Annotated in this window: 17 protein-coding genes and 1 riboswitch; of the genes, 10 read left to right on the top strand and 7 right to left on the bottom strand. The window is 64.9% G+C overall.

The window, feature by feature from the left end; genetic code table 11:
- Positions 1 to 212: 212 nt before the first annotated feature.
- From KDG50_02625 to KDG50_02590, 8 genes are all read left to right on the top strand, one after another.
- On the top strand, positions 213 to 647 hold the full coding sequence (locus KDG50_02625) for a hypothetical protein (GenBank protein ID MCB1864298.1): 435 nt from the start codon (positions 213 to 215) through the stop codon (positions 645 to 647).
- A 55-nt stretch (positions 648 to 702) separates the two neighbouring features.
- Positions 703 to 1,440, top strand: a complete 738-nt coding sequence (locus KDG50_02620) for a rhodanese-like domain-containing protein (protein ID MCB1864297.1) — start codon at positions 703 to 705, stop codon at positions 1,438 to 1,440.
- 108 nt (positions 1,441 to 1,548) lie between these two features.
- Entirely contained in the window at positions 1,549 to 1,923 is a 375-nt protein-coding gene (locus KDG50_02615; GenBank protein ID MCB1864296.1) for a response regulator, read from the top strand.
- A gap of 45 nt (positions 1,924 to 1,968) precedes the next feature.
- On the top strand, positions 1,969 to 2,331 hold the full coding sequence (locus tag KDG50_02610) for a response regulator (protein MCB1864295.1): 363 nt from the start codon (positions 1,969 to 1,971) through the stop codon (positions 2,329 to 2,331).
- A 30-nt stretch (positions 2,332 to 2,361) separates the two neighbouring features.
- Positions 2,362 to 2,889, top strand: a complete 528-nt coding sequence (locus KDG50_02605; protein ID MCB1864294.1) for a purine-binding chemotaxis protein CheW — start codon at positions 2,362 to 2,364, stop codon at positions 2,887 to 2,889.
- A gap of 173 nt (positions 2,890 to 3,062) precedes the next feature.
- Positions 3,063 to 5,111, top strand: coding sequence for a type IV pili methyl-accepting chemotaxis transducer N-terminal domain-containing protein (locus KDG50_02600; protein MCB1864293.1), 2,049 nt, complete (start codon positions 3,063 to 3,065; stop codon positions 5,109 to 5,111).
- Positions 5,112 to 5,268: 157 nt separating this feature from the next.
- Positions 5,269 to 11,652 carry an Hpt domain-containing protein gene (locus KDG50_02595; protein ID MCB1864292.1) on the top strand — a complete coding sequence of 2,128 codons (6,384 nt, stop codon included), beginning with the start codon at positions 5,269 to 5,271 and terminating at the stop codon, positions 11,650 to 11,652.
- On the top strand, positions 11,649 to 12,134 hold the full coding sequence (locus tag KDG50_02590; GenBank protein ID MCB1864291.1) for a chemotaxis protein CheW: 486 nt from the start codon (positions 11,649 to 11,651) through the stop codon (positions 12,132 to 12,134). Before KDG50_02595 ends, KDG50_02590 begins: the two co-directional genes overlap by 4 nt.
- A gap of 211 nt (positions 12,135 to 12,345) precedes the next feature.
- Here KDG50_02590 and KDG50_02585 read toward each other — a convergent pair whose 3' ends face one another.
- From KDG50_02585 to rfbB, 7 genes are all read right to left on the bottom strand, one after another.
- Positions 12,346 to 13,062 (bottom strand): 16S rRNA (uracil(1498)-N(3))-methyltransferase, encoded by a 717-nt coding sequence (locus KDG50_02585; GenBank protein MCB1864290.1) that lies wholly within the window; start codon positions 13,060 to 13,062, stop codon positions 12,346 to 12,348.
- Positions 13,062 to 14,414 carry an adenosylmethionine--8-amino-7-oxononanoate transaminase gene (locus KDG50_02580; GenBank protein ID MCB1864289.1) on the bottom strand — a complete coding sequence of 451 codons (1,353 nt, stop codon included), beginning with the start codon at positions 14,412 to 14,414 and terminating at the stop codon, positions 13,062 to 13,064. Before KDG50_02580 ends, KDG50_02585 begins: the two co-directional genes overlap by 1 nt.
- Before the next feature lie 11 nt (positions 14,415 to 14,425).
- Positions 14,426 to 15,247: a methylenetetrahydrofolate reductase [NAD(P)H] gene (gene metF, locus KDG50_02575; protein ID MCB1864288.1), complete on the bottom strand. Its 822-nt coding sequence runs from the start codon at positions 15,245 to 15,247 to the stop codon at positions 14,426 to 14,428.
- Between the two features lie 65 nt (positions 15,248 to 15,312).
- A complete protein-coding gene (locus KDG50_02570) occupies positions 15,313 to 16,728 on the bottom strand; it encodes an adenosylhomocysteinase (GenBank protein MCB1864287.1) in 1,416 nt (471 codons plus the stop codon).
- A 24-nt stretch (positions 16,729 to 16,752) separates the two neighbouring features.
- Positions 16,753 to 16,834, bottom strand: a riboswitch (S-adenosyl-L-homocysteine riboswitch).
- A 48-nt stretch (positions 16,835 to 16,882) separates the two neighbouring features.
- Positions 16,883 to 18,082 carry a methionine adenosyltransferase gene (metK, locus tag KDG50_02565; protein MCB1864286.1) on the bottom strand — a complete coding sequence of 400 codons (1,200 nt, stop codon included), beginning with the start codon at positions 18,080 to 18,082 and terminating at the stop codon, positions 16,883 to 16,885.
- Between the two features lie 118 nt (positions 18,083 to 18,200).
- Positions 18,201 to 19,079 (bottom strand): glucose-1-phosphate thymidylyltransferase RfbA, encoded by an 879-nt coding sequence (gene rfbA, locus KDG50_02560; protein ID MCB1864285.1) that lies wholly within the window; start codon positions 19,077 to 19,079, stop codon positions 18,201 to 18,203.
- The gene (rfbB, locus tag KDG50_02555; GenBank protein MCB1864284.1) at positions 19,076 to 20,164 is read right to left on the bottom strand and encodes a dTDP-glucose 4,6-dehydratase; all 1,089 of its coding nucleotides are present in this window, start codon (positions 20,162 to 20,164) and stop codon (positions 19,076 to 19,078) included. Before rfbB ends, rfbA begins: the two co-directional genes overlap by 4 nt.
- Before the next feature lie 141 nt (positions 20,165 to 20,305).
- Here rfbB and KDG50_02550 point away from each other — a divergent pair, with 141 nt between their 5' ends.
- Together KDG50_02550 and tkt are read left to right on the top strand one after the other, a co-directional pair.
- Positions 20,306 to 20,866, top strand: a complete 561-nt coding sequence (locus tag KDG50_02550) for a thioredoxin family protein (GenBank protein MCB1864283.1) — start codon at positions 20,306 to 20,308, stop codon at positions 20,864 to 20,866.
- Between the two features lie 424 nt (positions 20,867 to 21,290).
- The gene (gene tkt, locus KDG50_02545; GenBank protein MCB1864282.1) at positions 21,291 to 23,288 is read left to right on the top strand and encodes a transketolase; all 1,998 of its coding nucleotides are present in this window, start codon (positions 21,291 to 21,293) and stop codon (positions 23,286 to 23,288) included.
- Positions 23,289 to 23,334 lie beyond the last annotated feature (46 nt).

Genomic DNA, 23,334 nt, shown 5'->3' with positions numbered 1-23,334 from the left:
CCCGCGCGCAAAGCGCCTGCGCACCGGGTTGGCGCAGTATAACGCGGTGCCTGGAATTCACGAGAAACGAGCGGCCGAGCGATGCGACTTGCGCGCACGCAGGCGGCTTGCTATGTTCAGATCGAAGAATAAGAACCAACTTCAGGTATGGTTCAACAACTCATTCTCGCGAAACGGTTTTTCCGCGCTTCGCGTTTGGATCGGGTGGAGTGATGGACGGGTCTTCTCAGCAACAGCGGGTGGGTGTCGGGCCGGCGGGTCTCGTGGCCGTCGCATTGGCGTGCATCCTGTCGGTCTATCCGGTCGCCGGTACGGCGCAATCGGACGACTATCTCAAGCAGCTTTCAGAAGAGGTCGGCCGCATTTCGAATGCGCCGCCACCCTCGCCCGACTCCGCAACGGGCTCGACCACGCCGTCCGGCAGTGCGCCGAGCGGGCCGATCACCCCGGGCGATGCGGCGCATCTCAGCGGCGGGCTCGGGTTTGTCGAGTTCGAACGCGAGCTGCAGGGCCGTTTTCTGGGCAGCTATACCTTCTACGCGAAGCTCGGCGACAACGCCAAGCGCGAGGTGTTTGCCGAGTACCAGCGTGACAATGCCGTAGAGCACATTCGAAGCATGATCATGGACCGGTTTCTCAGGCGCTAGATGCACCGGATCCTGATGTGCCGATCACCGAGTCAGACATGATGGAGGTTCAGCCGTGATTTCACGAATTCTTACCGTCGCAGGCATCAGCGGCGCAATCTTCTGGTGGGGCCTGTTCACGCCGGCCGTGGCGCAGGAGCAGGTTCGTATCCAGGAGACGGACACGCAGATTCCGGTCGATGCCAAACGGCCCTATGTGCATGTGCTGCACAACGGCCGCTCGGTGAAGATCCAGCGCGTCCAGGACGAGAACTACGAGGTCAAGGGCTACTGGGCGCAGACCGTGCGCAAGTGTCCGCCGTTCTGTATCCGCGCGGAACGTGCGGACCCCAGCGTGGAAACGGTTGGTGAGGTCGAAGTCCTGGACTTCCTTGAGAATCAGGTGCGCGACGGCGTGGGCATCCTGGTCGATGCGCGCACCCCGGAGTGGCACAAAAAAGGCACGATTCCGGGTTCGATCAACATCCCGTTCACCGTGTTCGGCCAGGACGACACCTCGGTGGAACTGCGCGAGGCGCTGGAACTGCTGGGCGGCAAGCCGCGCGCCGGTGTATCAGCCTTCACCCGCAAGCTGGAAGAGTGGGGATTTCTGGACGGCCGCGACAAGACCGAACGCTGGGACTTCTCGAATGCCAAGCAGGTCATGCTCTGGTGTAACGGCATGACCTGCGGCCAGTCGCCGAAGGCGATCGAGGGTCTGCTCCATGTCGGCTACCCCGCGCACAAGATCTACTACTTCCGCGGCGGCATGCAGACATGGCAGCTTCTGGCGCTGACCACAGTGCAACCCTGACGTCGGCGGTGGTTTCGTGCAGCCTGTTGTCAGTCGAGGTTCGATGCAATTTGGAGCGTGCTCGTGAGCAACGATAGCGATTCGGCCGATTTCACCGGGCTGAAAGTCATGGTGATCGACGACAGCAAGACCATTCGCCATACCGCCGAAACCCTGCTGTCGAAGGCCGGCTGTGAAGTATTGACCGCCGTTGACGGTTTTGAAGCGCTCTCGGTCATTGCCGAGAACCGTCCGGACATCATCTTCGTCGACATCATGATGCCGCGCCTGGATGGATATCAGACCTGCGCGCTCATCAAGAACAACGAGTCATTTCGCTCCACGCCGGTGATCATGCTGTCGAGCAAGGACGGGCTGTTCGACAAGGCGAAGGGGCGCATCGTCGGCTCACAGAAGTATCTGACCAAGCCTTTCACCAAGGAAGAACTGCTGGGGGCGATCCGCGAGCATGTCGGCCACGTTCCGGTGGCGGCTGGGGCTTGAAGATGCAATGTCGCTATACCGAAACCATAACGAGGCGATAAGACCGTGGCTACCATTCTGATCGTTGACGACTCACCGACCGAGATGCACGTCATTCGCTCGTTGCTGGAGAGCAACGGCTTCACGACGGTTTCGGCGATGGACGGCGAGGAGGCGTTGCGTGTGGCGCGTGCCGAGCAGCCGGATCTGATTCTCATGGATGTCGTCATGCCCGGCATGAATGGGTTCCAGGCGACGCGCGAACTCGCGCGCGATCCGGCGACGTCCAAGATTCCGGTCATCATGGTGACCACCAAGGATCAGGACACCGATCGCGCCTGGGGCATGCGCCAGGGCGCCAAGGACTACGTGGTCAAGCCGTTTTCCAAGGCCGATCTGCTCGGCAAGATCGGCCGGTTCATCGAATAGTCAACGCAGCAGGCAAACCGGCACGTGCCCATGGAACATCCCGTAGACCTGTTGTCCCGACTGGATGCGCGCGGCCGCAGTGCGGCCGCCGTGCTTCCCGAGCGCGCGAAGGTCAAGCGTCAGTGGGTGGGGGTGGCGTTTCGGGTGGCCGGCCAGCATTTCGTGGCGCCGTTGGCCCATGTGCGCGAGACGGTGAATTTTCCGGCACTCACCCGCGTGCCCGCGACGCGTGACTGGTTTCTCGGTGTGACGAATCTGCGAGGCGTTCTATTGCCGATCGTCGATCTGCAGATCTTCGCCGGCGGGCGTCCGACGGTCGTTGGCCGGCGATCGCACGTGCTGGTGATCGAGCATGGCGGTGTGCATGCGGGGCTCCTGGTCGTGGAAGTCGGCGGCGTGCGACGCTTTACCGAAGATCAAGTCGTTGGCGCGCCGACCGGCAGCCATCGCTTGGACAAGTTCGTGCTCGCACGCGTGCGCGACGACGAGCGCGAGTGGCGTGTGTTCAGTACGCAGGCCCTGGCGGCTGACGGGGGTTTTCTGCGTGCGGCACTCTGACGGACGTGCGCCGCGCGCAATTTGCGCCGGCCGGCCGGCGCCGGGAACAGCGAGCGCCGAGACGGTTCGAAAATTGATCATCAGGCGAGGATCGGGTCAAACGGACCGGGCAGCCGCGAAGGCTGCAATCCGATGGCCCGAGCCCGGAAAATTACTCTAGAGCGAGAACTGCTATGGCGGAAAAATCCGTACCGGGCTTCTTTCGGGAGATCGGCTCAAACAAGGTCATGACGCTGCTGAGCGTAATGGCCGGTGTGTTGATCATCGCCACGCTGATCGCGTTCGTGCATGTGAATACCTGGCAGTCCCATGGACGTCGCTATCTGAACATCGTTGGCGAGCAGCGCGTGCTTGCACAGCAGATCGCCAACTACACGCTGGAGGCCACGCGCGGTCGTCCGGACTCGTTCGCGCTGCTGACCGGCGCGCGCGACCGTTTCGACAACCTCATGAACGCGCTCAAGTCCGGCGATGCCGAGGGTGGATTGCCGGCATCCCCGGGCGAGACACGAGAGGTCGTTCGCATCGTCGAAAACCTCTGGCTGAACCTGCGCGAGACGGCCGACCTCACACTCGATGCGCAGGGCGCAATCCTGAAGATTCGAGACCACGTGGAGTCGATCGGCGAGTTCGTTCCGGGCCTGCAACAGACTGCGGCCACGGTCGTCGAGGTGCTCTCGCAGGGCAAGTCCAGCGCACAGCAGATCTTCACCGCCTCGCGCCAGATGCTGCTCGGCCAACGAATCGAAAACAACGTCGACAAGGTGTTGCAGGGTGGCGCCGAGACTGCAATCGCCATTGACCGCTTTGCACGCGACTCCGCCGAATACGGAGCGGTGTTGCAGGGCCTTCTGCGCGGCGATCAGTCGATGGGCATCGATCGGATCACTGATGCGAAGGCCTCCAGTGCCTTGCGCGAGAACGCGCTGCTCTTTTCCACCATCAACGACAACGCCCAGCAGATCATCCAGACCGTGCCGGTCGCGCTGCCGGCGCTGGAGGCGGCGGAGGGCGTGACGCTCGCCTCCGACCAGCTCAGCGAGGCCGCCGCGAACCTGAGTCTCGTCTACGAGGGAACGCCGGGCCGCATGCGCATGGGCAACGTTCAGGTCGGCCCGGGTGTCGTCGTCGCACTGGGTGCGATCTCGCTGGCGGTCCTGACACTGCTGGCGGTGGCCTTGGTCACGCGCGCACGGCGTCGTGAGCAGAGCAGTGACGAGGTCAATCGCCGAAACCAGCAGGCCATCCTGCGGCTGCTCGATGAAATGGGCGACCTCGCAAGCGGCGACCTGACCGTGCAGGCAACGGTTACCGAGGACATCACCGGCGCGATCGCCGACTCCATCAACTACGCCATCGAGGCGCTGCGCTCCCTGGTCAACACGATCAATAGCACCTCGGACCAGGTATCGAGTTCGGCGCAGGAATCGCGCGCCATGGCCATGCATCTCGCCGAGGCCAGTGAGCACCAGTCCGACCAGATCAACGCGGCGAACATGTCCATCCAGTCCGTCGCGCAAACCATCACGCAGATGAGTGAAGACGCCGCGGAGTCCGCCGAAGTGGCGCAGCGCTCGGTCGAAATCGCATCCACGGGCGCCCAGACCGTGCGCAGCACCATCTACGGCATGGACCAGATTCGCGAACAGATCCAGGAGACCTCCAAGCGAATCAAACGACTCGGCGAGTCCTCGCAGCAGATCGGTGAGATCGTCGAACTGATCGACGACATCTCTGACCAGACGAACATCCTCGCCTTGAACGCCGCCATGCAGGCCGCAATGGCCGGCGAGGCCGGTCGCGGTTTCGCGGTCGTCGCCGACGAAGTCCAGCGCCTTGCAGAACGTTCGTCAAACGCCACGAAGCAGATCGAGGCGCTGGTCAAGACCATTCAGGCCGATACCAACGAGGCGGTCGCCTCCATGGAAGAATCCACCGCGGGCGTGGTGCGCGGGGCGAAACTCGCCGAGAACGCAGGTGACGCGCTGCTCGAAATCGAAACGGTGTCGAACCGCATCGCCGAACTCACGGGCAACATCGCGCGGCGCGCAAAGGAGCAGGCCGCAGCAACCACCGCCGTGTCCGAGACCATGTCGGTCATTCAGGAGATCACGATGCAGACCTCCGAAGGTACCGGCCAGACGGCGGCCTCCATCGGTACCCTCGCTGATCTCGCAGACGATCTGCAGCAGTCGGTGTCGGGCTTCAAGCTTCCGGCGTAACCGGATCGGTCGCGGTTTTCTGTATCAAATCAACGTGGCTGACACTGCACTGATCGTGGTTGGACCGAACCGTTGCCCCGGCCGGCGCGCATGCATGCGCTGTCCACGCAAGTCGTGTCACGTCCGCCTTCATGAACGTGCAGCGGGTGCGCGCTAGATGCAGGAACTCAATCTCCGGCGACGTTTGCAGTGGGTCAAGGGCGAACTGGATCGTTCGCTGGCCGAGGCGCGCCAGGCGCTGGAGGATCACGCCGAAGGTTCTGGCGACGGTGCGCAGCTCGCCTTTTGCATCACCCGGTTGCGTGATGTGCGCGGAACACTCGAGATTCTCGAGGTGTTCGGTGCGGCGATGCTTGCCGAGGAGATGCAGCAACTCGCGCTGGCGCTGAAGGAAGATCGCGTCCCCAACGAAGAGCGCGCGCAGGAAGTCCTGATGGTCGCGCTGCTGCGGTTGCCGGATTACCTTGAAAAGATCGAACAGGGTCAGCCGGACCTTCCGGTCGTGCTGCTGCCCCTGTTCAATGATCTGCGTGCCGCGCGTGACGCCGCGATGCTGACCGAGGCTGCGTTTTTCACGCCCGACCTCGCCGGGCTGGCGGATGCCTTGGGCAGTGCCGAGGACAGTGAACTCGGCGAGACCCTGCGCGGCTCGCGTCATCGCTTCCATCTCGCTCTGCTCGGATGGTTCCGGCAGCGCGATGTCGCGCGCCAACTCGGACAGATCAAGACCCTGGCCGGGCAGTGGCGGGCCGCGGGCGTCAGCGCGGCTGCCGGTGCCGTCTACGAAGCGGCGACCGAGATCGCCGGCGCGCTGGCCGCTGGCGCCCTGGTCGACAGCGTTGCGGTCAGACTTTTGTTTGGCCGGCTCGATCGCGACAACAAGAAAATCATTGATCGTGGCGAAACCGGCTGGCTCGACCACGGGCGCGACGAGGGGCTGCTGAAGAACCTGTTGTTCTACGTCGCGCAGATCAAGTCGCCGTCGGCATCCGTCGCGGCGATTCGCCAGCGGTTCGCACTCGATCGCGCATTGCCATCCGCGGCCGAAATCGCCAGCGTGCGCGACCGCATGCTGCGCCCCGATACCGCCAGCATGCGGTCGGTGATCACGGCGATACGCGAGGATCTTTCGCGGGTCAAGGACCGCCTGGACCTGTTCATCCGCAGCGCGAACCGCAATCCCGCCGACCTGACGGGTATCGCGCCGATCATCGGCAAGGTCGGCGACACGCTGGGCATGGTTGGGCAGGGCGCGCTGCGCGTGCGACTGCAACGCCAGGTCGAACGGCTCGCGCGCGCCGGCGATCCGGATGGCGGCCTGAGCGACGATCAGTTGTTCGAAGTGGCCAAGGAACTGCTGGGCGTCGAAGCGGCGCTCGACGACATGCTGGCGCTGCCGGACGAGGACGAGGCCGAAGACGTCGGCGCGGGCGTATCGGCCGCGGAACTTGCACATACGCGTCGCCGCCTGCTGGAGGAGACCGCGGTCGAGTTCGCGCACATCAAGGATGCGATCAGCCAGTTCGGCGCGGACCCGGCGAACATCGAACCACTGGCCGGCGTGGCGCAGCGATTGCGGCTCGTCGACGGCGCGATCGGTTTCATCGAACTGGATGCCGCACAGGAACTCGTGCGCGGCATCGAAGAGGTCGTTGCGGCGTCCGATCGTCGTCCCGATGTCTACGGTGGGGCGAACGCGCTGATCGCGCTGGCGGACCTCGTCGCGGGTCTCGAATACCACCTGGACGAGATCGCCGCCGGCATCGACGACGATCGCCAGCCCATCACGATGGCGCGCCGCGCGCTGGAGCGCCTGCGCGAGCTGGCGCCCGAAGATCTCGGCGACGAGCCGGCTTCGGCGGTCGAGTCGTTCGAGATCACAGCCGAACCCGCGCTGGCGCCCGTTGTTCCGGCGCCGCCGAAGGCGACCCTCGAGGAGATCGACGACGAGATCCTCGGCATCTTCCTCGAGGAGGCCCGCGAAGAACTCGAAACCATTCGCGAGCACTACCCGCGCTGGCGCGACGACCCTGCCGATCGCGAGGCCCTGCTGACCTTCCGGCGCTCGTTCCACACGCTCAAGGGCAGTGGCCGCATGGTGGGTGCCGCAACCATCGGCGAGTTCGCCTGGTCGATCGAAAATCTGCTCAATCGTGTCATCGACCAGACCATCGAGCCGACCGATGATCTGTACGCCCTGCTGGACGAAACGATCCGCGTGCTGCCGGACCTCGTTGACTGTCAGGAACACGGCACCGAGACGACGGTTGACGTGGCGGCCCTGGCTGCGCGCGCCGAACGGCTCAGTCACCCGCCGGCCGGTGGCGGCGATTTGCCTCCTCCGCCAAGTTCGCCACCAGCGCCCGAGGATTCCGGTGGGGGCGATGCACTTGAGCCAGACGCCGGCGACGATCTCACCCTGGATACGGCCTGGCAGCTGGAGAATCTCGAACTCGATGACACCCCCAGCGGTGCGGTCGTCGGTGAACTTGGCTCGGACGATCTGGATGGCGATGCTGGCTTCGAGCCCTTTGATTTCGACGCGCAGCCGACCGACCATCGCGGTGTCGAGGATGAACCGGCGCCAGATGATGGCCTGAGCGAACTTGCCGAGGCGGATGCATCCGGCGCGCAAGCCGATGATGCCGCGCCCGACCTTGGGCTCGAATTCGTCAGCGACTTCTCGCGCACTTCGGACGACGAGGTCTCCGGGGAGTTCGACCTTTCCGATCTCGCAACCGACGACGATGATCTCGACGGTCTCATCGACCCGGACGAATCCATGCAGTCGTCGGACGTCGTCGCTGGTGACGAATCCGTGGTGGTCGAGTCCGACCATGCGCTCGAGCCACTGATCGACGACGAGGACGCAACCGTAGTCGACCAGGGGCTGGCTGAGCCCGCTTTCGGCGGCGAACCGGTCAGCGTGCAGGACTCATTCGCCGTCGACGACAGCCTTGCCGCGGCCGATACGCCGGTATCCGCAGAGCCTCCGGCGCCAGACGGTTTTGCAGATCTCGACGCCGGAATCGCGGCGGATACGCTGGTTGACGACCAAGATCCAACCCTGGTCGACCAGGGCATGGCGGCCCCCGCTTTTGGCAGCGAGCCGGTCAGCGTGCAGGACTCATTCGACGCTGCCGACCGTCTCGGCGCTGACGATGCGTTGGAATCCGCCGCGCTGCCACCGGTCGGTGTTGCCGACATCAATGACCTCGAGCCCATTGATGCCAGTGATTTACCGGACCTCGTGTCTGCGCCGCCGGTCGAGAATGTCGCAGCGCAACCCGAAACCGAGACCTTCGGGGATGCCCCGCAGCCCCTGCACGGGGGCGAATCGACACAGGCCGAGCATGAATCTGCCGAAACACCGGCAGACCACCTTCAGGCCGAAGATTTCAGCGCCGCAGCGTGGGATCAGCCCGCGCCGGACCAGACCACCGCACCGGCCACGAACGAATTCGACGCGTCTGAACCAGCGCGCGACGAGCCTTCCGACGGGTTCGGGCGTGATCCGGTCCTGGTGCAGACCTTCCGCGATGAAACCGTCGATCGCGTCCAGGCGCTGCGCGGGATTTCCGCGGTGCTGCACGACGATCTTCAGCATGGCGATTCGATCACCCGGTTACGTTTCAACGCGCATACGCTGAGCGGCAGCGCACACCTTGCCGAAGCCGCCGAGGTGGCCTCGGTCGCGCACGCAATGGACCGCTGGGCCGAGGCCTACGATCACGCGCGTGCGCACGCGGACCCGACCGACGCCCTGCTCATTGCGGGCGCGGCGGACTGGATCGAGCGTGCCCTGAACGCATGGGTCGATCAACAGCCGGTCGAGTCTCCGGATTCGCTGGTCGAGCGTTTCAGCACGCGTGCGCAGGAACTGCGCGAGTTCCCGAAGATGGAGCGGGGTTTCGCGGCGGCACACTCCGGCCTGCACGACGCACCGGCGCCTGCCGATGTCGACACGAGCGAAGTCGTCCTGACGCCGCCGGACTGGGATCCGGAAGTCGTCGAGATCTTCCTCGACGAGGGCCGCGAGCTCTGCGATGAACTGGATCGCCTGTTGCAGGAATGGCCTGACGAGCCCGATCCCTACCGCCTGGTGCCGGACATCCAGCGCAACCTGCACACGCTGAAGGGCAGCGCGAGACTGGCGGGGGTCACCGCGATGGGCGATCTCGCCCATTCGGTCGAGTCCATTTTTACCGCGATCGCGAACGGTCGCGTTGATCCCGATGAAGTCGTGCTCGATGGCGCGCGCGCCGCCGTTGACCGCTTGTCGGAGAATCTCGATCGTCTGCGTGCCGGCGCTGTACCGCAGCCGGATCCGCATCTGCTTGCCGACCTCGAATTCATTCGCACCGGTCGGCCTGTGGGTTCCAGCGGCGAGGCCCCTGAGGAGTCGGCCGCGTCCGGACTCGATGCGGATCTGACCTATGTGGACGCATCAGCGGCGATCGATGAACCGGCCGAGCTGGCCGCTGCCGAAAGCGAATTCGCAGACGACTTCACCGCGACCGAGGAACCGCCCGACGATCGGGTCGCCTACCGGGACGATGCGTCGATCGACACTGCGGAAGGGACGGACGAAGCCGCGGATCCGGCGCTCGTCGAGCGTCTGTTCAGCACCGGCACCGCGAAACCTGTACAGCGCACGCGCGCCGGCGGCGTGCACGGCGAACACATTCGAGTGCGCGCCGACGTGGTCGACGGGCTTGTCAACAGCGCCGGCGAGATTTCGATCTATCGCGCACGCATGGAAGAGAAAGTCGGTTCGGCGCGCTACACCTTGGGCGAACTGGAACAGACGATCGCACGCCTGAACGAGCAGCTGCGCAAGCTTTACATCGAAACGGAGGCGCAGATCCTGTTCCGCTACGAGCAGGAGTCCGAGACCGACAACGAGGATTTCGACCCTCTGGAACTGGATCGCTTCTCGACCATGCAGCAGCTCTCGCGTGCGCTGCTCGAGAGCGTTGGCGACCTGACCAGCCTGCGCGAGCTGCTCGACGACGTGACCCGTCAGTCCGAATCGCTGTTGCGTCAGCAGTCGCGCGTGAGCACCGATCTGCAGGACAGCCTGCTGCGCACCCGCATGGTGCCGCTCGCTTCGCTGGTGCCGCGTTTCAACCGCCTCGTTCGGCAGACGGCGAACGGCCTTGAGAAGAGTGTGCAGCTGAACCTCAGTGGCTCCGGCGAAATGGATCGCAACGTGCTTGATCGCATGGTCGCGCCGTTTGAACACCTGTTGCGCAATGCCGTCGCGCACGGCATTGAAAGCCCGGATGATCGGGCCGCGGTCGGCAAACCGCGCACCGGGCGCATCGACATCTCGATGATGCGTGACGGACCGGACGTGGTGATCGAGGTCGCCGATGACGGCGCCGGTATCAATCTGGGCGCCGTGCGCGAAAAGGCGCTGGCCGAGGGGCGCCTCGGCGAAGAGGTAGAAATCGGTGACCACGATCTGATGCAGTTCATTCTCGAGTCGGGTTTTTCCACCGCGGCGCAGGTCAGCCAGGTCGCAGGTCGTGGCGTCGGGCTCGATGTCGTGCACAGCGAGATCAAGCAGCTCGGTGGTTCGCTGGAGATCGATTCCGACCCCGGCAAAGGCGCGCGATTCACCATTCGCCTGCCGTTCACGCTGGCAATCGCGCAGGCGCTGCTGGTGCAGGTCGACGACGAACTGTATGCAGCCCCGAATACCGCGGTCGAAGGTGTGGTGCGAATCTCCCGCGACGACCTGCGCCGCATGTATGCCGGCGACATGGGCGGCTATACCTATGCCGGTCGCGAATACGCGACCTGGTATCTCGGTCGCCTGCTCGGCTATCAGAGCGGCCCGGTGTTGCCGGCGACGCGCAAGTGGTATCCGATGCTGCTGGTGCGCGCGGGCGAAACCCGTCTGGCGCTTCAGGTCGATCAACTGCTGGGCTCGACCGAAGTGGTCGTCAAATCCGTCGGGCCGCAGCTCAGTACGGTGCCGTGGGTCTCGGGCGGGACCATCCTGCCGGACGGACGTGTCGCGCTGATTCTCGATATTGGTGCCCTGCTGCGTATGTCGCAGAGGATTGCGGCCGAAACGGCACCGGCGCGCGCTGCCGCCGAGGTCGAATCGCTCGCGCAAACCATCGTTGTTGAAGAAGAGGCGCCGGTCGTGCAGGCGCCGCTGGTCATGGTGGTCGACGACTCGATCACCGTGCGCAAGGTGACCGGCCGTCTGCTCGAACGCCACGGTCTGCGCGTCGCGACCGCGACCGACGGCGTGGATGCGTTCGACCAGTTGCAGCACAGCGTGCCGGATCTGATCCTGCTCGATATCGAGATGCCACGCATGGACGGCTACGAACTGGCGACCCACGTTCGCGCCGACCAGCGACTCAAGGACGTGCCGATCATCATGATCACCTCGCGAACCGGCGAGAAGCATCGCCAGCGTGCGATGGAGATTGGCGTCAACGATTACCTCGGCAAGCCCTACCAGGAATCCGATCTGGTCGCGAGCATGGCGCAGTTCGTTCGCATGGATGAAACGGTGTGAGCGAGCCGGCGATCATTGAGCAGAACGATGTACGCAGCCTGGTCATTACCGTCGGCGAACTTCGACTCGTACTGCCCAACACCTCGGTCGCGGAGGTGATTTCGCTCGCGCCGATCGCGGTGCAGTCCGATGTGCCGCCGTGGCACCTGGGGCGAATGTCGTGGCGCGGGCAGTCCGTGCCGGTCGTTGCACTGGAAGCGATCGATGGCGGCACACCCGCGCCGGATTTCGGTCCGCGCACGCGCATCGTCGTCTGTCATGCACTGGCGGGCGAGCAGGTCGCAGACCGTTACGTCGGCCTGCGCGCCAGCGCCATGCCACGCCTGGTGGTGGTCAATCGCGAGAATTCCGCGGCCGCACCCACTGGCGACAGGCCGTTTGTGCTGGCCGGCATGAGCCTCTATGGAGAGTCGGCCCTGATCCCGGACATCACCGCACTCGCGAGCGAAATCGCCCGCATCGAGACTCCGTCAGGGGACTGAGCGCGCGGCACCGCGCGCGGTATCTTCCAAACCCGGACGATCCCCCTTGGCAGGCTGTTGAAAAGGGCCATCCATGGCCTTTTCAACGTCGCAAGCGAAAAGCCCTGTTTCCGGCTGCTCAAGAAAATCAGACACTTGTGTGTTCGATTTTCGCGGGAGACGTCCTTACCTCGCGTTAACAGGCCGTTGAAAAGCGAATTTCAACAGCCTGTTAGACATCCCCCCAGCGCGCCTGAGCGAGTCCGATCGCGAGAGTCGCAGCGGTTTCCGCGCGCAGCACCCGTGGTCCAAACCACACCGGGCGGCCACCCGCCGCAATCAACGCAGCTCGTTCAGCGTCGTCAAATCCGCCTTCCGGCCCGATCACCCATGTCAGCGCGACGGGCCGGTCGGTCTGGTCCATCTGCAATAGTCCGGACGCACCGTCAGCGAGCGGATCGCCAAACAGCAACGGGCGTGGCGCGATCTCCAGCGCCTTCGCAAGCTCAACCGGATCGCAGATTGAGGGCAGGCGGGCGCGTCCGGATTGCTCACATGCGGCCATCACGATGCTGCGCCAGCGCTCGGGTTTGCCCGCACGGTCCACGCAGCGCGCGGTGCGCAGCGGTATCACCTCGGTCACGCCTAGTTCGGTCGCCTTCTGCAGGGCGAACTCGAAACGCTCGGGCCGAATGAGCGCGAGCGCAAGCGTGATTCGCAGCGGGGATTCGGTGATTGCAGGCGAAGGCGTATCGATTTCGATCTCGACCGCACGACCCAGGCCGACAACGGTGGCGGGATAGTTCATGCCGTCGCCATTGAAAGCGACCAGCGGATCGCCGGTCCTCAGTCGCAGCACGTTGCGCACATGGTGCGCCGCGCGCTCATCGAGCGGGATGCGGGATCGCGCTGACAGCTCCCCGGCGCAAAACACGCGGATCGTGCGCATCAGTCGCGCGTCGCCAGATCGATGCCCTCGAATGCGACGCGCACGATCTGGTCGATCTGTTCAGGTTCGATCACGTAGGGCGGCATGAAATAGACGACGTTGCCCAGCGGCCGCAGCAGTGCACCGTTGCCCAGTCCATGGCGGTACACCCGCAGCCCGCGACGCTCCTGCCAGGGGTAGGGCTCCCGGGTCGGCCGTTCCCGAACCATTTCGACTGCCGCAATCATCCCGCACTGGCGAACGTCGCTGACATGTGGGTGCTCCGCAAGCGGCGCCAGCGCTTCGGCCAGATGCGCCGCCAGCCCGCGGTTGCGCTTGAGCACCGGTTCGTCCGCGAAGATCGACAGCGTCTCCAATGCCACGCGGCACGCCAGCGCGTTGCCGCTGTAGCTGTGTGAATGCAGGAATGCGGTGAGCCGTTCATAGTCGTCGTAGAACGCCGAATAAATCGAATCGCGCGTGAGCACGGCGGCCAGCGGCAGATAACCGGCCGTCAGGGCCTTCGAGAGCAGGAGGAAGTCCGGCGTGATTCCGGCCTGTTCACACGCAAACAGCGTGCCGGTGCGGCCGAAGCCGACGGCGATCTCGTCGGCGATCAGATGCACCTCGAATTCGTCACACAGTGTCCGCAGCTGGCGCAGGTATTCTGGGTCATGCATGCGCATGCCGCCCGCGCACTGCACCAGCGGCTCAATCAGGATCGCGCAGACCTCCCCTGCGTGGCGTTCGAGCAATGCGCGCAGATCGGCGGCACGCCGTCGCGCCAGCTCCGCGCCGGACTCGCCGGGTTCGGCGTCATACCTATCCGGCGTGGGGGCGACGAGCGTGTCGAGCAGCAGGGGCCGATAGGTCGCCTTGTACAGCGCTACATCGCCGACCGACAAGGCCCCGAGTGTCTCACCGTGATAGCTGTTCGCCAGCGATACGAATCGCGTGCGCTCACCGCGTCCTGTGTTGCGCCAGTAGTGGAAGCTCATCTTCAGCGCAACTTCGACCGCCGAGGAGCCATTGTCCGCGTAGAACACGCGGTCCAGACCGGGCGGCGTTACGGCGACGAGTCGCTCGGCGAGCTCGATTGCCGGCGCGTGCGAAAAACCGGCGAGCAGGACGTGTTCGAGCGTTTCGGCCTGCGCGCCCAGTGCACGGTTGATGCGCGGATTGGCGTGCCCGAACAGGTTGACCCACCAGGAACTGATCGCATCAATGTAGCGACGGCCGTCGAAGTCCTCTAGCCAGACCCCGTTTCCGCGACGGATCGGCACCATCGGAAGCCATTCGTGATCCTTCATCTGTGTGCACGGATGCCACAGTACGGACAGATCGCGGGCGCTCCACGCGGCGTTGTCTGACACGCTGAATGCGCTCAGTGCTTGATGCGGTTCCAGATCGCCAGCGTCGCGCTGGCGCGGTTCATCGTGTAGAAGTGCAGCCCCGGGGCGCCCTGTGCCAGCAGGCGGTCGCACAGCTGCGTCACGACGTCGACTCCGAACGCGCGAATCGAATCGATGTCGTCACCGAATGCCTCCAGCGGCCGCCTGATCCAGCGTGGGATCTCCGCGCCGCAGGCGTCCGAGAACCGCGCGAGCTGGGTGTGGTTGGTGATCGGCATGATGCCGGGGACGACCGGTACTTCGACACCGCGATCCGCCAGTGCGTCGACAAGGCGGAAGTAGGCGTCCGGATTGAAGAAATACTGCGTGATCCCGCTGTTTGCGCCAGCGCGAATCTTGCGTGCGAAGTTGTCGATATCGGCGTCCGGGCTGCGTGCCTGCGGGTGAAATTCCGGATACGCAGCGACCTCGATGTGGAAATGATCGCCGGTCTCGGCGCGAATGAACTCGACCAGTTCCCAGGCAAACCGGAAATCGCCGGGGTCGCCGGTGCCCGAGGGCAGATCGCCGCGCAGCGCAACCAGACGACGAATCCCCAGATCGCGATAGTCCTTGATGATCTCGCGCAGTTGCGCCTTGGTCGAACCGATGCATGAGATGTGCGGAGCGACCTCGATCGGGTCGTCGCGCTGAATCTCGCGCACGGTCTCGAAGGTTCGTTCACGGGTGGAACCGCCGGCGCCAAACGTCACCGAGAAGAACGCCGGCTGCATTGCCCGCAGCGCGAGACGCGTTTCACGCAGACGTTCGACGCCGTCGTCCGTCTTCGGCGGGAAGAACTCGCAGCTGAACACACGCGGGAACACTGGTGGACCTCAGACAGTGCAATGCGGGCGCCGCGAGCGCGGCGCCCGGATACTCAATACCGATAGTGTTCCGGCTTGAACGGGCCGTCCTGGTGCACATCGATGTACGCGGCCTGCTCGTCGCTCAGGCGCGTGAGCTTCACGCCGATCTTCTCCAGATGCAGGCGCGCGACTTCCTCGTCGAGCTTCTTCGGCAGGGTGTAGACGCGGTTCTCGTAGGCCTCGTGGTTCTGCCACAGTTCGATCTGGGCGAGCGTCTGGTTCGAAAACGAATTCGACATCACGAAGCTCGGATGCCCGGTCGCGCAACCGAGATTCACCAGCCGGCCCTGCGCCAGCAGGATGATGCGCTTGCCGTCCTCGAACACGATGTGGTCGACTTGGGGCTTGATGTTTTCCCATTCGTACTGTTCCAGCGCCGCCACGTCGATCTCGTTATCAAAGTGGCGGATGTTGCAGACGATCGCCTCGTTTTTCATCGCGCGCATGTGATCGTGCCGGATGACATGGAAGTTGCCGGTGGCCGTCACGAAGATGTCACCCTGCGAGCAGGCATCATCCATCGTGACCACGCGGTAACCCTCCATCGCGGCCTGCAGGGCGCAGATCGGATCGATCTCGGTGACCCATACGGTCGCCCCCAGTCCGCGCAGCGATTGCGCGCAGCCCTTGCCGACGTCGCCGTAGCCGAGCACGACCGCGATCTTGCCCGCAATCATGACGTCGGTCGCGCGCTTGATGCCGTCTACCAGCGACTCGCGACAGCCGTAGAGGTTGTCGAACTTGGACTTGGTGACCGAGTCATTGACGTTGATCGCCGGGAACGGCAGATCATTGCGCGCCTGCATCTGGTAGAGACGATGCACGCCCGTGGTGGTCTCCTCGGTCACGCCGCGGATGTTGCGCAGGCGCTTGCTGTACCAGCCCGGCTGCTGGTTCAGGCGCTCGCGGATCGCGGCATACAGCACGCGTTCTTCTTCGCTCTTGGGGTTGTCGAGCAGGGACGGTTTGTGTTCGGCCTTCGCGCCCAGCGTGATGAGCAGGGTCGCGTCGCCGCCGTCGTCGAGGATCATGTTCGGCGTGCCGCCGTCGTCCCACTCGAAGATGCGATGGGTGTAGTCCCAGTAGTCCTCAAGGGATTCGCCCTTGTAGGCGAACACCGGCGTGCCGCTCGCGGCGATCGCGGCCGCGGCATGGTCCTGCGTCGAGAAGATGTTGCACGAGGCCCAGCGCACCTCCGCGCCGAGTGCTTCGAGCGTCTGGATCAGCACTGCGGTCTGGATGGTCATGTGCAGGCTGCCGGCAATGCGCGCGCCGGCCAGCGGTTTGCTGTCGGCGTATTTGGCGCGCAGTGCCATCAGGCCCGGCATCTCGGTTTCCGCGATCGCGATCTCCTTGCGACCCCAGTCGGCAAGGCCAAGATCGGCGACGTGAAAATCCTGATGAGAAGCTACAAGTGCCGCGGTCATCTAACGGTCCTCCAAAGTGAGTTCGGTAGACGAGCGCCGTTGCATGGATATTGTTCGACGTTCGAGCCTGGCAGGGTCGGACCCTGTTGCAACGCTCCTCGAACGCCGTGGGGCGGCGATTATAGCCGCGCCCCGGTTACAGTCAGCTGTCAGGCTATGCCATTGCGGCGATGGGCGGCGCGCCGCTCAGCCCGGCGGCATCGCGCAGGATCGCGGCCTTGTCGGCCACTTCCCACGTAAAACCCTCGTCCTCGCGACCAAAATGCCCGTAGGCTGCGGTGCGACGATATTTGATGCGCTCGGCATTGAGCAGATCGAGCATGCGCAGGATGCCGTATGGGCGCAGGTCAAAGTGTTCACGCACGAGTTCGGTGATGCGGGCGTCATCGATCGCACCGGTGCCGAAGGTGTCGACCATGATCGAGGTCGGTTCGGCCACGCCGATGGCGTAGGACACCTGAATCTCGCAGCGTTCGGCGAGTCCCGCCGCGACGATGTTCTTGGCAACGTAGCGTCCGGCATAAGCGGCGGAACGGTCGACCTTGGACGGGTCCTTGCCGGAAAACGCGCCGCCACCATGGCGCGCCATGCCGCCATAGGTGTCGACGATGATCTTGCGCCCGGTCAGTCCGGCATCGCCCATCGGGCCGCCGACGACAAATGCGCCGGTCGGGTTGATGTGGTACTTGGTTCCGCTGTGCAGCCAGCCGGTCGGCTCGAGTACGGGCTTGACGACCTCCTCCATGACGGCTTCGGTGAGTTCCCCGTGCGAGATGTCCGGCGCATGCTGCGTGGACAGCACGACGGCGTCGATCGCCACGGGCTTGCGGTCGCGATAATGCAGGCTGACCTGACTCTTGGCGTCCGGGCGCAGCCAGTTCAGGCGGCCGTTCTTGCGCACCTCGGCCTGACGCTGCACCAGCCGATGCGCCAGCGTGATGGGCGCGGGCATCAGCACGGCGGTCTCGTTCGTCGCGTAGCCGAACATGAGGCCCTGGTCACCGGCGCCCTGATCCTCTGGGCGGGAGCGGTCGACACCCTGCTTGATGTCCGGACTCTGCACGCCGATGGCGGTCAGCACCGCGCAGGTGGCTGCATCGAAACCCTTGCACGAGTCGTCGTAGCCGATCTCGCGGATGGTTTCCCGAATGATGCGCTCGTAATCCGGTTTCGCGGTGGTCGTGATCTCGCCCGCGATCAGTGCCAGCCCGGTCTTGAAAGCCGTTTCACAGGCCACGCGCGCATGCGGGTCTTCGGCGAGGATCGCGTCGAGGATCGCGTCGGAGACTTGGTCGGCCATCTTGTCCGGGTGGCCCTCGGACACCGACTCCGACGTGAAGATGTATTCGTTCATGCTGGGATTCCTCAGGGCTGATCGCCGCGCATCAGGGCGCAGGTAACCAATTAGTGTACGGTCTGGGCCGTCGTGCTGCCACCGCCCGGATGGCGATGCCCGCGGGTTGCTCCGCGGCTCATTCCGGGTGTTCGAGCATCGCGAGGAGGTACTGCCCGTAGCGGTTCTTGCGCATGGTCTCGGCGGTTTCCCGTACCCGGCCCGCGTCGATGTAGCCGAGCCGGAACGCGATCTCCTCCAGACACGCGACCATCTGGCCCTGGCGCTCCTGGATCGCCTGGATGAAGTTCGCCGCCTGCAGCAGCGATTCGTGCGTGCCGGTGTCCAGCCAGGCGATGCCGCGGCCCATCTTTTCGACATGCAGCTGGCCCGCGCGCAGGTAGGCCATGTTCACGTCGGTGATCTCCAGTTCCCCGCGGTCCGAGGGTCGCAGTTCAGCGGCGATGTCGCAGACCTGGCTGTCGTAGAAATACAGCCCCGTGACGGCATATGAGGATCGCGGCTGGCGCGGCTTTTCTTCCAGGCTGAGCACCCGGCCGGCGGGGTCGAACTCGACGACGCCGTAGCGCTGCGGGTCGCGCACGTGATAACCGAACACGGTCGCGCCGGATTCGCGCGCGGATGCCGTGTCCAGATAGTCGGCGAGGCCGTGGCCGTAGAAGATGTTGTCGCCGAGCGCGAGCGCGACCGGAGCGCCGGCGATGAACCGGCGCCCGATCAGGAAGGCCTGCGCGATGCCTTCGGGCCGTTCCTGCACGGCGTATTCGAGATTCAGCCCGAACTGTCGGCCGTCGCCGAACAGGCGCTGAAACCCCGGGAGATCGTCGGGCGTCGAGATGATCAGGATGTCGCGGATCCCCGCGAGCATCAGCACCGAAAGCGGGTAATAGACGAGCGGTTTGTCGTAGACCGCCGACAGCTGTTTGCTCACACCGAGCGTCAGTGGGTAGAGGCGACTACCGGAGCCGCCGGCCAGCAGGATGCCCTTGCGGTTCATCTGCGCTGCCCCGCGGCGAGTCCCAGACGCGCACGGGCATCGTGCCCATGCTGGACCTCATGGCACCAGTCGCGATGCCCCAGATACCAGCCGATGGTGGCCTCGATGCCCTGGTCGAAATCGTGGCGCGGTCGCCAGCCGAGGTCGCCGCGGATCTTCGTGGCGTCGATCGCGTAGCGCCGGTCGTGGCCCGGGCGGTCCGCGACGAAGCGGATCAGGCCGGTGTAGCGGGCGAGTCCGCGCGCGCGCAGCGCCGGGTTCTCCCCGGCGGGCCGCAGGGTCTCGAGTACCGTGCAGATGCGCTCGACCACCTCGCGGTTCGTGCGCTCGTTGTTGCCGCCGATGTTGTAGTGCTCGCCCGGCCGGCCGGCCTCGAGCGCGCGCCAGATGCCGTCGCAGTGGTCCTCGACGAAGAGCCAGTCGCGCACGTTGCCGCCGTCGCCGTAGACCGGCAACTCGCGGCCCTCGACGGCATTCAGCACCATCAGCGGGATCAGCTTCTCCGGGTACTGGAACGGCCCGTAGTTGTTCGAGCAGTTCGTGACCACGGTGCGCAGACCGTAGGTCTCGTGCCAGGCGCGCACCAGGTGGTCGGCGCCGGCCTTGCTCGCGGCGTAGGGTGAGTTCGGTGCGTAGGGCGTGGTCTCGGCGAACAGCCCGGTCGCGCCGAGGCTGCCATAGACCTCGTCGGTCGAGACGTGCAGGAAGCGGAATTCATCGCCCGCGCCGGTTTCGCTGCAATACCGGCGCGCAGTCTCCAGCAGGACGTAAACGCCGACGAGATTCGTCTGGATGAATGCGGCGGCATCATCGATCGATCGGTCGACATGCGTTTCGGCCGCAAAATTCACGATGGCATCGGGCCGGTGGCGGGCGAACAGGGCCGCCATGGCGGCGCTATCGGCGATGTCGGCCTCGACCAGCTCCACCCGGCCGTCGGCCAGCACCTCAGCGAGATTCGCCCGGTGCCCCGCGTAGGTCAGTTTGTCGACCACGATCACATGCCCGGCGCCGCGTGCACGGGCCAGACGGACGAAATTGCAGCCGATGAAGCCGGCGCCGCCGGTGACGATCAGGGTTTGCATGCGGGCGTGGAGGCCGGGGCGTACCCCGCAGGGGGCACGGAACCCGCAACATTAGCAAGCCCGGTCGCGGTTTACGACTGGCGCGCGGGCCCGTAGACTGCCGGATTCCGTTTTGCACCCGATCCGATCAGGAGGCGACCCATGCCGGCTCTGGAAACCCCCGTCTGCAATTTCGGTGCGGTGGCGCCCGCATTCGCACTGCCCGGCGTCGACGGCAAGGTCTGGACGCGCGAGACCAGCGCCGGTCCGAACGGCCTGCTGGTCATGTTCATCTGCAACCACTGCCCGTACGTGCAGGCCATCCGTCCGCGGCTGGTGCGCGATGCGCGGGAACTTGCCGGGCTCGGCATCGGCGTGGTCGCGATCTCCGCCAATGACGTGAACGACTATCCGGACGACTCGTTCGACAACATGCGCCGGGTGGCCGCGGAATTCGACTTTCCGTTTCCGTATCTCTACGACGAGACCCAGGCCGTCGCACGTGCGTACGGGGCGATCTGCACGCCGGATTTCTTCGGCTACAACCGCCGCTTCGAACTTCAGTATCGCGGCCGACTGGACGCCAGCGGCCGCAATCCCGCCCCCGAGGACGCGCCGCGCGAGCTGTTCGAGGCGATGCGCCAGGTCGCCGAAACCGGCCAGGGCCCGGCCGAGCAGACGCCTAGCATCGGCTGCTCCATCAAATGGACCCGCGCCGCCTGAGGGCAGCTCTGATCGATCCCAGCCGGAGGGCCGGCGTGCCGAGAACGCAGGGTCGGCCTGTTGTTTTCGTTCATTTTCAACGGCTTGCGGCTGTCAAAATTGCCGGCGCTTCAGCCTGGCGCCGGAAACGGTCAATCAATGAGCGTTTCCCGGGCGCTCGGGCAAGCTCTGACCGGGTGCGCTGGTCCGGGGCATTCGGCGGTCGCCACCCCGACTTATGCGCCCATAGACGCTCGCTTGGTTGCAAGCGTCGGTTCGCATTGAAGAAAATGGGCAATTCCGCCCGCTGTCGCGGGCGCCGAACAGAACCCCGAGCGTAGGCTCGCGCCGGACGGCTCCACGGCCGTCCATGCGGGTCGCCAGGCGGCACACGCACCGCAACACGCTCGAAATCTACCGCTTGATCAATCTTTGGGAGGGTTGCATGCCCACACGTCGAGAGCTTGCCAACGCGATTCGTGCGCTCAGCATGGACGCCGTGCAGAAGGCCAATTCGGGCCACCCGGGTGCCCCCATGGGCATGGCCGACATCGCCGAAGTGCTCTGGAACGATCACCTCAAGCACAACCCCGCGAACCCGAAGTGGATCGACCGCGACCGCTTCGTGCTGTCGAACGGCCACGGTTCGATGCTGATCTACTCGCTGCTGCATCTGAGCGGCTACGACCTGCCGATCGACGAGATCAAGCGCTTCCGCCAACTGCATTCCAAGACCCCGGGTCATCCCGAGTACGGCTATACCCCGGGCGTGGAAACCACGACCGGTCCGCTCGGCCAGGGCATCACCAATGCCGTCGGCATGGCCGCTGCCGAAAAGGCGCTGGCTGCGCAGTTCAACCGTCCGGGGCATGAGATCGTCGACCACAACACCTGGGTGTTCCTCGGCGACGGCTGCATGATGGAAGGCATCTCGCACGAGGCCTGCTCGCTGGCCGGCACGCTGGGTCTCGGCAAGCTGATTGCCTTCTACGATGACAACGGCATTTCGATCGACGGTCACGTCGAGGGCTGGTTCACCGATGACACGCCGAAGCGTTTCGAGGCCTACGGCTGGCATGTGATCCCGAAGGTCGACGGCCACGATGCGGATGCCGTCGCCGCGGCGATCGCCGAGGCCAAGTCCGTCACCGACAAACCGACCCTGATCTGCTGCCAGACCATCATCGGCTGGGGCTCGCCGAACAAGCAGGGCAAGGAAGAGTGTCACGGCGCGGCGCTGGGCGTCGATGAAGTTGCGCTGGTGCGCGAGACGATCGGCTGGTCGCATCCGCCGTTCGAAGTGCCCGCGAACATCTATGCCGGTTGGGACGCCAAGGCCAAGGGCGCCGCCGCCGAGCAGGCCTGGAGCAAGCGCTTCGCCGCCTACAAGGCCGCGCATCCGGAACTGGCGGCCGAGTTCGAGCGTCGCGTCGCTGGCGAGTTGCCGGCCGACTGGGCGGCGAAATCCGCCGAGTTCATCGAGAAGGTCAACGCCAAGGGCGAGAGCATTGCGAGCCGCAAGGCCTCGCAGAACACGCTGAACGGGTTTGGCCCGGTGCTGCCGGAACTGCTGGGCGGTTCGGCCGACCTGGCCGGTTCGAACCTGACGATCTGGTCGGGCTCGAAAGGCGTTTCGAAGGACAACGGCGCCGGCAACTACATCTATTACGGCGTGCGCGAGTTCGGCATGTCCGCGATGATGAACGGCATCGCACTGCACGGCGGGTTCATCCCGTACGGCGCGACGTTCCTGATGTTCTCCGAATATGCGCGCAACGCGCTGCGCATGGCCGCGCTGATGAAGGTGCAGAGCATCTTCGTCTACACGCACGATTCCGTCGGTCTTGGCGAGGACGGTCCGACCCATCAGGCCGTCGAACAGACCGCGACCCTGCGCATGATCCCGCGCATGAGTGTGTGGCGCCCCTGCGATGCCGTCGAGTCCGCGGTCGCCTGGAAGGCTGCGGTCGAGCGCCGCAACGGTCCGTCGAGCCTGATCTTCTCGCGCCAAGCCCTGCATCATCAGCAGCGCACGCCCGAGCAGATCGCTGCGATCGCCCGCGGCGGCTATGTGCTGCGCGATGGCGGCGGCACGCCTGATGCGATCGTGATCGCGACGGGTTCGGAGGTCGGTCTTGCGGTCGCGGCGGCCGAGACGATCAAGCACCGCGATGGCAAGAACATCCGCGTCGTGTCCATGCCGAGCACCGACGTGTTCGACGCGCAGGACGCGGCCTATCGCGAATCGGTGCTGCCGTCATCGGTGACCAAACGCGTCGCCGTCGAGGCCGGTGTGACCGGTTTCTGGGCGAAGTACGTCGGGCTTGCGGGCAAGGTCGTCGGCATCGATACCTTTGGCGAGTCCGCGCCGGACAAAGACGTGTTCAAGCACTTCGGCATCACCGCCGAGAATGTCACGGACGTCGTCGCCTCGGTGCTCTGATCGCAAAGACACCTCGAGCCGGCGGCGCCGCGTCGCACGCTGGCAA

This window comes from Chromatiales bacterium (assembly GCA_020445605.1).
Lineage (GTDB): Bacteria > Pseudomonadota > Gammaproteobacteria > JAGRGH01 > JAGRGH01 > JAGRGH01.
This window is presented reverse-complemented; position numbering and strand designations above follow the sequence as displayed.

Excerpts from the sequence above, each read along its gene's own strand:
- metK (MCB1864286.1), bottom strand. The coding sequence starts at position 18,082 with ATGAACGAATACATCTTCACGTCGGAGTCGGTGTCCGAGGGCCACCCG.
- KDG50_02600 (MCB1864293.1), top strand. The coding sequence starts at position 3,063 with ATGGCGGAAAAATCCGTACCGGGCTTCTTTCGGGAGATCGGCTCAAAC.
- KDG50_02570 (MCB1864287.1), bottom strand. The coding sequence starts at position 16,728 with ATGACCGCGGCACTTGTAGCTTCTCATCAGGATTTTCACGTCGCCGAT.
- KDG50_02585 (MCB1864290.1), bottom strand. The coding sequence starts at position 13,062 with ATGCGCACGATCCGCGTGTTTTGCGCCGGGGAGCTGTCAGCGCGATCC.
- rfbA (MCB1864285.1), bottom strand. The coding sequence starts at position 19,079 with ATGAACCGCAAGGGCATCCTGCTGGCCGGCGGCTCCGGTAGTCGCCTC.
- KDG50_02615 (MCB1864296.1), top strand. The coding sequence starts at position 1,549 with ATGGTGATCGACGACAGCAAGACCATTCGCCATACCGCCGAAACCCTG.
- KDG50_02550 (MCB1864283.1), top strand. The coding sequence starts at position 20,306 with ATGCCGGCTCTGGAAACCCCCGTCTGCAATTTCGGTGCGGTGGCGCCC.
- KDG50_02625 (MCB1864298.1), top strand. The coding sequence starts at position 213 with ATGGACGGGTCTTCTCAGCAACAGCGGGTGGGTGTCGGGCCGGCGGGT.
- tkt (MCB1864282.1), top strand. The coding sequence starts at position 21,291 with ATGCCCACACGTCGAGAGCTTGCCAACGCGATTCGTGCGCTCAGCATG.
- KDG50_02605 (MCB1864294.1), top strand. The coding sequence starts at position 2,362 with ATGGAACATCCCGTAGACCTGTTGTCCCGACTGGATGCGCGCGGCCGC.
- rfbB (MCB1864284.1), bottom strand. The coding sequence starts at position 20,164 with ATGCAAACCCTGATCGTCACCGGCGGCGCCGGCTTCATCGGCTGCAAT.
- KDG50_02595 (MCB1864292.1), top strand. The coding sequence starts at position 5,269 with ATGCAGGAACTCAATCTCCGGCGACGTTTGCAGTGGGTCAAGGGCGAA.